Origin of the sequence: Nocardia sp. NPDC059228 (assembly GCF_042754245.1) — a bacterium.
Classification (GTDB): domain Bacteria; phylum Actinomycetota; class Actinomycetes; order Mycobacteriales; family Mycobacteriaceae; genus Nocardia.
In genome coordinates this window covers 105,849-116,134 of record NZ_JBHZAL010000005.1, presented here as the reverse complement: position 1 = coordinate 116,134, position 10,286 = coordinate 105,849, and the positions used below count along the sequence as shown (strand labels likewise).

Below are 10,286 nucleotides of genomic sequence, written 5' to 3'. Positions count from 1 at the left end.
ACTACTCCCACTCTTTTTTTAAATTCTCCCCCCGGGTAATTCTTCTTGAGGGGCGAAAACTACCCCGGGCGCCCCCCCCACCCCGGCCCCCGCGCCGTCGTTTCTCCAGTGCAAGCCGAGCCCCGATTCACCTCATGAGCCGCAGCAGGCCGAGGTCGGGAACGAGCGCGCCGTCCTGGCCGAGTGCGAGGAAGTCGGCCTCGACTGCCGAGAGCGGGAGCTTCCCCGCGCGCACTGCGCGGTAGCGCACGAACGACCAGAGGAAGACATCGAGATTGTCGAAGCGAGTGTCGGCCTCGAGCACCTCCTCCTCGTGGAACCACACGGCCACCTGACCATTGGTCAGCACGACGTACAGGTTTCCGCCACCGTCCGCGCCGATCGAGTACACATCGTCGTCGGTGAGCTCGGTGGTGTAGTCCGAATCGCGGATACCGCAATCGTTTCCGGCGAAGTCGAAGCCGTACGACCAGAAGAAGATGTCCAAGAACTGGGGCATCCGGCCCGAACGTACTCGACGATCGAACGCCTCCAGCGCAGCGGCATCCCCCGCCGCGAGACGCGCGAGAAACGGTGCCACCGTACGGGTTTCCTCCGGCACCTGAACCGTCGGGGCGTCGGAGAACCAGCGGTCCAAATCGCCGTCGAGATCACGGTCGGTGTAGCCGGCGAGGTCGGCAAGAGTGAGAGCCACGCCGGGATTCTAGAAGCCTCGAAACAGCGGTGCCGGTGGCGGATGTCCGACTGCCCCTCGGGGCGGCGTGCCCATTGCGCCACTTGTTCGTGATCGTGTCGTATGGAAAGTCGGGCTGGGGTATACCTGCGGTATACGGGTTTTCAGATCTCAGCGTCAGGGGGCTTGCCGATGTCCGGTCAGATCGATCTGCACACCGACGTGCCGCACTCGGCTCGTATGTACGATTACTTCCTCGGTGGCAAGGACAATTACGAGGCGGATCGTGATGCCGCCGAAAAGGCGTTGCGGGAGTTCCCCGCGGTTCGGGTGACCGCGCGCACCAATCGTGAGTTCATGCGGCATGCCACGCGATTTCTCGCCGGGCAGGGGATTACGCAGTTCCTCGACATCGGCACGGGTATCCCGACGGAGCCGAATCTGCATCAGGTCGCGCAGGAACTGGCACCGGACTCCCGGGTCGTCTACGTCGACAACGATCCGCTCGTATTCGCGCACGCACGAGCACTGCTGGTGAGTTCGCCCGAGGGCCGCATCGCCTACGTCCACGCCGACGCCGCTCGCCCGCTGGATATCCTCGCAGCCCCGGAACTGCGGGAAACACTGGATCTTTCGCGGCCGGTGGCCGTCTCCCTGATGGCCCTGCTCCATTTCGTGCCCGGCGACGTCCACGAGATCGTCCAGACCCTCATGGAGCCCCTGGCTCCGGGTTCCTACCTCGCGATCTCGCATGTGACAACGGACTTCGACGACGGCGACTCGGATCCCGACGGCATGGCCCGCCTGCTACAGGTCTACATCGACCGCGGAATTCCCGTCCGTCCCCGCACCCGCGCGGAGGTCGAGCGCCTGTTCGACGGCCTGGAACTGGTGCCCCCCGGCGTAGAGGTGATTCACCGCTGGCGCAATCAGGGCATCGACCACCCACCCGGCCACGACAAAGTCGTGTCGCTCTACGGCGCCGTGGGCACGAAGATCTAGGTTGCCCCCATATTTCGCTGTCTGCGGTTCTTCTTCGAGTTGGTATCACGCGAATGACCCCCGGTCGCAGACCCGGGGGTCATTCGGTCCTTCAGCGCACCGGTTCGGTGCAGCTGGTGGGTGGGTCGACGATGGAGCAGGGGAGTGGGGGACGGGTCGGGTGGTAGCCGGCGGGGACGCTGTCGGCGGTGATGATGGCGCGGTAGGCGGGGACGGCGTCGGTGGGGTGGCGGGTCAGGGTGGGGTCGGTCCGGACGTCGACCGTGTAGAGGCCGAATCGCGGTGTGTAGGAACCCCATTCGTAGTTGTCGGTGAGGCTCCAGTAGTTGTAGCCGATGATGTTCATGCCGTCGGCCTTGGCGCGCTGGACCCAGTAGATGGAGTCGCGCAGGTTGTCGGCGCGGGTGTAGCCGTCGGCGCGGGGCTCGGCGTTTTCGGTGGGCATACCGTTTTCGACTATGTAGAGCGGCTTGCCGGGGAAGGCGCGGGCGTAGTGGCGGAGCGCGTAGTAGATGCCCTCGGGTTGGAGCGCGCTCTCCCACGGGCGGCCGGCGGCGATCTCGGGCCCCGGTGGGTCGCCGTAGTAGTAGTCGATGCCGATGTAGTCGAGCGCATTCGCGATCCGATCCTCGAAGGGCCGCTCGGACAGTGATTCCAGCCCGCTCAGGTAGGCGACATTGCTGGTCACCATGGCATCGGGGGTGCGTGCGTGAATGTAGTCGTAGATCGCCTCGTGGACGGTGACCAGCCGATCGAACATCGCGGGCAGCTCGGTTGCCGGCAGGCCACCGTAGGCCGCGGCGAGTCCGGCGTAGGCGGTCGGCTCATTGATGGTGACCCACAGCGGGTCCGCGTCGGCGTAGCGGTCGACCACCCGCCGGGCATTGGCAAGCCAGGCATCGGGCATGCCGGGATCGCTCCACCCGCCGCGATCGTCCGCCCAGCCGGGATACACCCAGTGGTCGAGAGTGATCATGGGTCGCATGCCGGCGGCGTGAATCGCGGCGATCACCCTGTCGTAGAAGGCGAATCCCTGCTCGTCCCAGCGATCCGGTTCGGGTTGCACGCGTGCCCATTCGACACTGATCCGGTACACCTTGACGCCGAGGTCCGCGGCGAGGCGGATGTCCTGCGCGTAGCGGTGATAGAAGTCGACCGAATCGCCGTACGGGTCGGACATCCGGCCCGAGGCCGCCAGTCTGCTCCAATTGCTGTCCGGCGCAGCGCCTTCGCTCTGAAATCCCGACGACGAGACGCCCCACAGGAAGTCCGGACCGAGTCCGGGCGCTGGCTCCGCCTGCGCCGCAGCCGGAGCCAGCGCACCGGCAGCCAAGGCCGCCGCGACGGCGAGGATCGCCCGGCGGCGGGCCCGTGCGGCGCGGCGCGCACCCGAGGTGATCATGTGATGCTCCTTCTCCTGGGAAGCCGGCGGCGCTTGCCCCCGTGATCCGGCCGCATGACTGGACAGTAGGCTGGCGAGGGCAATATCGGTGCAAACGAAACCCGTTCGGCGGGTGGGAGGTCGGACGCATGGCGCGAACACGCGACGCCGAACAGTCGGGCGCGGCGCGACGCGGCCAGATCCTGGCCGCCGCGATGACCCTCTTCGCCGAGAACGGGTACCGCGGCACCTCGCTGGCGGCGGTCGCCGCCGCGGCGGGCATCACGCGCTCCGGGGTGCTGCACCATTTCTCCAGCAAGGAGGCGCTGCTGTCGGCGGTGCTGGCCGAACGCGATCAGCAGGCGTTCGACGCGGTCGAGGTCGATCGCGAGTACCAGGGTCCGGCGGTGCTGCGCGCTCTCGAGATCGTGGATGATCTGGCCGAACGCAATCGGGCCGATCCGGAGCTCACCCGGATGAGCCATCTGGCCCTCTTCGGCTCCGCCGACGCCCCGGATGTGGCGCACGAGTGGTCGAATCAGCGCATCCGGACCTACCGCGACAACCTGGCCCGGGTGATCGAGCAGAGCGCCGCCGCCGGCGATATTCGTGCCGACGTCGATGCCGAGGCCGCCGCGCTGCTGCTGGTGGGCGCGCTCACCGGTCTGACCGAACTCTGGCTGCGCGACGACTCGCTGGACATGGTGGGCGCGGTCCGGATGCTCACCGGCCTGCTGCGCCGGGATCTGGCACCGGACCAGGACTGACCTCCTCACCACCCCGGTCCCACCGGGCGATCCAGGTCGGCATTGGCGACGGGGCCGCCGGCGAACCGTTCCCGCAGGAACTGCTGCGCCGTGGCCTGCCGCTTCGACGCCTCCAGACCGTGCTCGCCGATCGGGTCGCGCACGGTGACGACGGTCGTGCCGCCGCGCCGCCAGGCCGCGACCAGATCGTCGGCCTGGGCGACCGGCACGACTTCGTCCGAGTCGGATTGGTAGTCGAGGATGGGCATCGTCGGTGCGTCGCCGCCGAGCGAATTCCGTTGCAGCGCTTCGGTGAGCCGGGTGTCGTCGTGGTAACCGTCGGCGGTGGCCGCGGCCAGCCGCCAGAACGGGAAGCGAATCAGCAGTTCGATGACGCACACGTCGGCGGCGGCCGCGGTGTCCGCCCGGCCGCGCTCGTTGAGCAGCTCGTCGATGCGAGCGTCGGGGAACTCGCGCTGATACGACACCAGCACGCCGACCAGAAAGCCCGAGAACACCCCGCCGTCAACGTTTTTCATGACCGCCGGCAGGTTCGCGGGCACCCCGCCGAGGGCGGCTCCGGCGAAGGTCAGCTCGGGCGCGTAGGCAGGCTGTAGTTCTGCCGCCCAGCCGGTGGCCGCCGCCCCGCCGGAGTAACCGTCCAGCGCCCAGCGGGTATCCGGCCCGAGCCCGGCGGGCGCGAATGCCCCGGCGGCCCGGACCCCGTCCAGGATGGCGTGCCCGGACTGCGGGCCGGTGAGGAAGGCCGACTTCGGCCCCTCGAAATCGGGGACCGCCACCGCCCAGCCCTCGGCCAGCATGGCGGCGATCTGATCCCCGGATTGCAAAGTGCCCGTGGCTATTCCGTACGAGGGCGCGCACCGGGTGCCGGTGGAGTCCTCCGGAATCTGTTCGGACACGGCGGGCCGGGAGCCCGGACCGGTCCATGGCGCGGTCGGCACCAGCAGTGTGGTGACACCCAGCTCCGGGTTCCCCAGCGAATCATTGGTGCGATACGACACCTTCCAGGCCCGCACCGCGACCGGCAGCTTGGTGCCGATCTCCCGCCCCGCCACCACCTGGCCATTGCGCAGGGCGCCGATATCGGGTGGTAGGGCGTAGAACGGATCCTGGTCCGGCACAACGGAAACGGCCGACGGCTCCTCGGCGGATACCCGGGCGGTGGCGGACATCGGCACGGTGGCCGCCGCCGTGGCGACGGCCAGTGCGGCAGCGACCGCAAGACGCGAAACCATGAAATGCACTCTCTCGGTTGATTGTCGAATCGTCGTCGGCCCGCCGCCCCACCGGCCGTCCCGGGTCTAGCTTCCGGACCCGCTGCTGCTGCCGGACCCGCCGCTGCTGCTGCCCGACCCGATCGACGGGGGCATGCGCAGCACGGCGTCGGGGACGCCGGTGCCGTTCGGATCGAGCACGCCGCCCTGGTGGGCGTACATGCTCTCGCCGGGTGCGGCATTCACCGTCGAGATGTAACGCCACACGCCGTCGGCCAGCGCGGCGCCACCGGCGACGAGCGTCCCCAGCAGCCCGCCCGCGCCGGCGAAGGTGCCGATGGCGGCGGGTGCTACGGCCAGGCACGCGGGCCCGATCACCAGGCACGAGCCCAGACCGATGACCGCCCCGACCGCCGCGCCGAGCAGCGCGCCCGCGATCGATCCCAGCGGCACCTTGGTCATATTGGCGGCGAAGTCGTTGACCGCCAGTTGTTCCTCCATGGGCGAGGCGACCGGTTTCAGCCCGGTGTCGGGTGTCAGCGTGAGAGCGCGCCCGGACTCCATGACCTGGTACCGCATCGGGTGCAGTACGCCGTCGAGCAGAAATCCGGTCGGCAGGCTGAGGACGGATTGCCCGTCCAGGGTATGGATTTCGACTCCCTGCCCGTCGGCGGTGGCGGCGAACAGCGCGTGGTCGAGCACGGCCAGCACGGAGTCGCCGACCACCCGGGCGGCGACGGTGGGCTCGGCAGCGGGCTCGGCGGCGGGTTCGGCGAGCGCGGTGCCGGTCCCGGCGGCGACCGCGCACACGGTCAGAGACGCGACGGAAAGCGTTGCGCGAAGGTTCATCTCGGAGTTCCTCGGTGCTTCCCGGCTCAGTTGCCCTCGGCCGGGGCGGCCGGAACGCCCGGCCTGCCCTGGAGGTCCTTGGCGTAAATGCTCTGTCCCGGAGCCGCATTGAGCGCGGTGATGTACTGGTAGACGGCGTAGGCGGCCGCGGGCCCGCCGCCGATGACCAACCCGGCCAGGCCGCCGACGCCGCCCACCAGGCTCACGATCGGCAGCACGGCGATCACGCAGCCCAGGCTCAGGACCAGGCAGGACGCGCCCGCCACGGTGAACCCGACGCCGATGCCGATGACCGCGCCGATGGCGGTGCCGATCAGGCTGCCCACCGAGGTGCCGATGCTGACGGAGTTGATCATGTCGTTCATGGCCAGCTGGTTCTCCAGCGGCGAGGCGACCGGGGTCAGCGGCGCCGCGATGGGAGTCAGTGCCGAGCGGTCGACGGCCGCCGCGTCGGGCGTCAGGCGCAGCGTGCGGCCGTCCTCGGAAACCTGCTGGCGAATGGAGAGCCGCTGCCCGTCGATGGTGTAGGCCAGCGGCAGCGAGTCCAGCACGGTGCCCGCGTCATCGCGAATGCCGATGGCGTCCGCGGCGGCCGGGGCGAAGGTGCCGTGGTCCAGGCTGACCACCACGGTGCCGTCGGTCAGGCCGGCGTGGTAGCCGACCGGTGCGACGGATTGTTCGGGAGCCGCGTTCGCGGTGGCCGCGGTGACGGCCACACCGGCGACTGCACAGGCGGCGATCAGACCCGCGCGACGATTCTTCATGGGAATACCTCAATTGTTCGTACTGCCTTACCGCCGGAGAGCGTACCGACTGATGAGTCAGTCTGCGATAAAATCGCCAAACGAAAAATAGGCACATTCCGTGCGGAAAGGATTCCGACAATGCATCGACGCTATGAGGTACCCGGCACATGACCCCGAAGCTGCCCGCCGAATTCCTGTGGGGCGCGGCCACCTCCCCGCATCAAACCGAGGGAAACAACATCGGCAGCGATTGGTGGGCCCTCGAAAACGCCGAACACCCGGTCATTCCGGAGCGCAGCGGGGACGCTGTCGACAGCTATCACCGCTACCCCGCGGACATGGCCCTGCTCGCGGGAGCGGGCTTGAACGCCTACCGGTTCGGCGTCGAGTGGGCGCGTATCGAACCCGAGCGTGGACAGGTTTCGCTGGCGGCGCTCGCCCACTATCGCCGCATGATCGACACCGCGCTCGACTGCGGTCTCACACCGGTCGTCACGCTGCACCACTTCACCGGCCCACGCTGGTTCGCCGAACTGGGCGGCTGGACGAACCCGCACGCGGTCGGACATTTCGCCCGGTTCGTGAGCGCCGTGACGCCGATCCTGGGCGATGTGCCCTGGGTGTGCACGATCAACGAGCCGAACATGGTCGCCACCATGGCGGGCGTGCAGCGCGCGGTTCCGGACGCGGAAGCCGTGCGGGCCTTCGCTTCCGGCGCGCTCCCGGACCCGGACCCGGACGCCGCCCGCGTCCTCATCGAGGCCCATCACATCGCCACCGGGATCGTGAAGGCCGAGACCGACGCCGCGGTTGGGTGGACAGTGGCGCAGCAGGCGTTCGTCGCCGCTCCCGGCTGCGAAGAGCAACTGGAACAGGCGAATCGGCTGTGGGAGGACCCCTACCTGGAGGCCGCTCGCGACGACGATTTCATCGGCAGCCAGGCGTACACCAGCCGGCTGGTGGGCCCCGACGGTCCCATCCCGCACGCCGAGGATCCCGGCAACACGCTCACCGGCTGGGCCTATCGGCCGGACGCGCTGGGTATCGCGGTGCGCCACGCCTGGAAGGTCACCGGCGGCACCCCGGTACTGGTCACCGAGAACGGCATCGCCACCGCCGACGACACCCGCCGCATCGCCTACACCACCGAGGCACTCGACCACCTGCGGCTGGCCATGGCCGACGGCGTCGCGGTGCGCGGGTACCTGCACTGGTCGGCGCTGGACAATTACGAATGGGGGCACTGGCGGCCGACCTTCGGGCTGATCGCGGTCGACCGCAAGACCTTCGCCCGCACGCCCAAACCGAGCCTGGCCTGGCTGGGCTCGGTCGCCCGCGAGAACGTGCTGCCGGTGGCCGCCCGTCAGGAGAAGTAACCGTGTTCATTTACAAACTGGGCCGTCGCTACATGCTCCGGACCTCCATTGCCATGCGGGCCTCGCAATTCGCCCAGCTGCCCCCGCCCACCGGGCGAGTGGTGTTCTACGGCGACAGCATCACCGAGGGCGGCCTGTGGGACGAGTGGTTCCCGCAGGTGCGTCCGGTCAATCGCGGGATCGGCGGCAATACGGTCGACGATCTGCGGGCCCGCCTGGACACCGCCATCGACGCGCCGGCCGCGGTCTTCCTGCTGATCGGCACGAATGATCTCGGGCTGGGCCAGACCCCGCGTCAGGTCGCGGAGAACCTGCGCGAGCTGGTCGCCGAGATTCGTGAGCGGGCGCCGCACGCGCCGTTGTTCGTGCAGAGCGTCATGCCTCGGCGGGCGAAGTTCGCCGAGCGGATTCGCGAACTGAATTCCGTGATCGTGGAAATCGCCGCGCAGGCCGACGCGGTGTACATCGATCTGTGGCCGGCTCTCGCCGACGCCAATGGCGTGCTGCGGCGGGAATTCACCCGCGACGGACTGCATTTGTCGGGTGCGGGATATGCGGCCTGGACCGAGGTGCTGCAGCCGCGCATCGCCGCCCTGCGTCTCGAACGCTGAGCCCCTCCCCGCAACAGACCGCCGGCCGGAACGGAATCCGTTCCGGCCGGCGGCGTTTTCGATGAAGGTCAGCCTGCTTGTTCGGGTGCGGCAGGTTCGACAGCGGCAGATTCGACCGTCGCAAGTTCGACTGCCGCCGGCTGGGATGCGGCAGGTCGGGGCACGATCGACTCGATGCTCACCTGCTCGATGGTGCGAGGCAGCAGCAGCGCGAAGAGCAGACCCACGCCCGCGATGGCGGCCGCGATCAGGAATCCGACCCGCAGCCCCCCTTCGGTGTAGATGACCGCGCCATTGAGCATCCGCGTGATCATCGGCGGCAGCTCGGCGACATGGGAGCCGTTCATGATGGAGAACGCGATGATCGGCGCGATGGCCGGAATCACGGTCTGGCACACGCTGACCAGCGCCGCCGTCGACGCCTGGACGCCGGGCGGCACCGCCGCGATCAGCAGATTCGGCGTCGCCGCGTACGCCAGGCCGGTGCCGAGGCCGACGAGCCCGGCGAAGAGCAGCAGCAGGTCCTTACTGTCGTGGGAATACGCCGTGAGGACGGAACCCAGTGCGGTCGAGAGCATTCCGAGCGCCAGCAGCAGACCGGGCCGGATCAGCCGACGCCCGGCGAGAACACCGACCGCGATCCCGCCGGCCACGCTCAGCAGTCCGATCGGCACCAGATATTCGGCGACGCCCTTCGGCGTCACGCCGAATCCGTAGCCCAACCCGAGCATGGCCGGGGTCCGGATCAGCATCGGCAGCACCATGGCGTACAAACCCGTTGCGGCATAGACGCATCCGGCGGCGAGGGCGGTGAGCAGCACCGGGCGGCGACGCCACAGCCGGAGGTCGATCAGGGCGTCCCCGGTCCGGGCCGCGGTCGCGAGCCAGGCGACGATCAGCGCGGCGCCGGCGCCGAGGCAGGCGAGGGTGGGCGGCGTGACCCAACCCCACGCCGGTCCCTGCGACACCCCGACCAGCACGATCACCAGTCCGAGACCGAGCAGTGCCGCGCCGCGCACGCCCACCCGAACCGGCAGCCGCACAGTCGATTCCCGCGTGGTGACCGCGACCGCCACCGCCGCGAGCGCGGTGACGAGGAAGAAGAACCCGAAGACGGTGCGATAGCCGTGATCGTCGAGCAGTCGTTCGGTGAGATACGGCGCGGGGATGGCGGCCAGGCCCACCGCCGACGTCACGATCGACACCGCCAGCGCAATGGTCCTGGGCGGGAAGACATCCCGGACCAACGAGTAGCTCAGGAACAGGCAGGGCACCAGCAGCCCGAACAGGCAGCGCCCCGCCAGGAGGATCGCGAAGCTGGGCGCCAGCGCGGACATCAACGCACCGGCCGCCGACAATGCCAGGCAGCTCAGCAGGATTCGGCGCTTGCCGTGCAGATCGGCCAGCTTGCCGAGCAGGGGCGCCGTGGCGGCGCCGACCAGCAGGAACGACGTCATCACCCAACCGGCCTGGGTGGTGTGGAAGTGCGCGGTGATGGCGGGTTCCGCCATCGGCACCAGCGGGTAGCTGAGGGCGAGCGTCTCGACGACGGCGACGAGCGCGGCCAAGGAGCAGACCACGCGCCAATTCCAGCCGGGTCGCGGTCTCCCCGGTGGTTCGACCTGCTGGGCGGGTTCGGTGCCGTCGAAGGAGGCAGAGGAGGTCAC

The 10,286-nt window shown here is 69.0% G+C and carries 10 protein-coding genes; 4 read left to right on the top strand and 6 right to left on the bottom strand.

What is annotated here, in order from left to right; all coding sequences use genetic code 11:
* Positions 1-127 precede the first annotated feature (127 nt).
* Positions 128-694, bottom strand: coding sequence for a hypothetical protein (locus tag ACFXKA_RS10785; protein ID WP_379427005.1), 567 nt, complete (start codon positions 692-694; stop codon positions 128-130).
* Positions 695-865: 171 nt separating this feature from the next.
* Between ACFXKA_RS10785 and ACFXKA_RS10780 the strand changes: the two genes are divergently transcribed.
* On the top strand, positions 866-1,675 hold the full coding sequence (locus tag ACFXKA_RS10780) for an SAM-dependent methyltransferase (protein ID WP_379427004.1): 810 nt from the start codon (positions 866-868) through the stop codon (positions 1,673-1,675).
* A gap of 91 nt (positions 1,676-1,766) precedes the next feature.
* Here the strand turns inward: ACFXKA_RS10780 and ACFXKA_RS10775 are convergent, their stop codons facing one another.
* Complete coding sequence (locus ACFXKA_RS10775; protein ID WP_379427003.1) at positions 1,767-3,077, bottom strand: family 1 glycosylhydrolase; 1,311 nt, start codon at positions 3,075-3,077, stop codon at positions 1,767-1,769.
* A gap of 128 nt (positions 3,078-3,205) precedes the next feature.
* Between ACFXKA_RS10775 and ACFXKA_RS10770 the strand changes: the two genes are divergently transcribed.
* Positions 3,206-3,823, top strand: coding sequence for a helix-turn-helix domain-containing protein (locus tag ACFXKA_RS10770; RefSeq protein WP_354835664.1), 618 nt, complete (start codon positions 3,206-3,208; stop codon positions 3,821-3,823).
* Positions 3,824-3,828: 5 nt separating this feature from the next.
* On the opposite strand, the gene ACFXKA_RS10765 is transcribed toward ACFXKA_RS10770, so the two are convergent.
* From ACFXKA_RS10765 to ACFXKA_RS10755, 3 genes are all read right to left on the bottom strand, one after another.
* Entirely contained in the window at positions 3,829-5,058 is a 1,230-nt protein-coding gene (locus tag ACFXKA_RS10765; RefSeq protein ID WP_379427002.1) for a lipase family protein, read from the bottom strand.
* 66 nt (positions 5,059-5,124) lie between these two features.
* Positions 5,125-5,886, bottom strand: a complete 762-nt coding sequence (locus ACFXKA_RS10760; protein WP_379427001.1) for a hypothetical protein — start codon at positions 5,884-5,886, stop codon at positions 5,125-5,127.
* A 26-nt stretch (positions 5,887-5,912) separates the two neighbouring features.
* Positions 5,913-6,650 carry a hypothetical protein gene (locus ACFXKA_RS10755; protein ID WP_354835656.1) on the bottom strand — a complete coding sequence of 246 codons (738 nt, stop codon included), beginning with the start codon at positions 6,648-6,650 and terminating at the stop codon, positions 5,913-5,915.
* A 149-nt stretch (positions 6,651-6,799) separates the two neighbouring features.
* On the opposite strand from ACFXKA_RS10755, the gene ACFXKA_RS10750 reads away from it, so the two are divergent.
* Entirely contained in the window at positions 6,800-8,008 is a 1,209-nt protein-coding gene (locus ACFXKA_RS10750; protein ID WP_354835653.1) for a family 1 glycosylhydrolase, read from the top strand.
* 2 nt (positions 8,009-8,010) lie between these two features.
* Positions 8,011-8,619, top strand: a complete 609-nt coding sequence (locus tag ACFXKA_RS10745; protein WP_379427000.1) for a GDSL-type esterase/lipase family protein — start codon at positions 8,011-8,013, stop codon at positions 8,617-8,619.
* Positions 8,620-8,687: 68 nt separating this feature from the next.
* On the opposite strand, the gene ACFXKA_RS10740 is transcribed toward ACFXKA_RS10745, so the two are convergent.
* Positions 8,688-10,286, bottom strand: coding sequence for an MFS transporter (locus tag ACFXKA_RS10740; protein WP_379426999.1), 1,599 nt, complete (start codon positions 10,284-10,286; stop codon positions 8,688-8,690).

Bases quoted from the DNA above. Each gene is read 5' to 3' on its own strand.
- ACFXKA_RS10780 (WP_379427004.1), top strand. From the start codon at position 866: ATGTCCGGTCAGATCGATCTGCACACCGACGTGCCGCACTCGGCTCGT.
- ACFXKA_RS10775 (WP_379427003.1), bottom strand. From the start codon at position 3,077: ATGATCACCTCGGGTGCGCGCCGCGCCGCACGGGCCCGCCGCCGGGCG.
- ACFXKA_RS10770 (WP_354835664.1), top strand. From the start codon at position 3,206: ATGGCGCGAACACGCGACGCCGAACAGTCGGGCGCGGCGCGACGCGGC.
- ACFXKA_RS10765 (WP_379427002.1), bottom strand. From the start codon at position 5,058: ATGGTTTCGCGTCTTGCGGTCGCTGCCGCACTGGCCGTCGCCACGGCG.
- ACFXKA_RS10760 (WP_379427001.1), bottom strand. From the start codon at position 5,886: ATGAACCTTCGCGCAACGCTTTCCGTCGCGTCTCTGACCGTGTGCGCG.
- ACFXKA_RS10755 (WP_354835656.1), bottom strand. From the start codon at position 6,650: ATGAAGAATCGTCGCGCGGGTCTGATCGCCGCCTGTGCAGTCGCCGGT.
- ACFXKA_RS10750 (WP_354835653.1), top strand. From the start codon at position 6,800: ATGACCCCGAAGCTGCCCGCCGAATTCCTGTGGGGCGCGGCCACCTCC.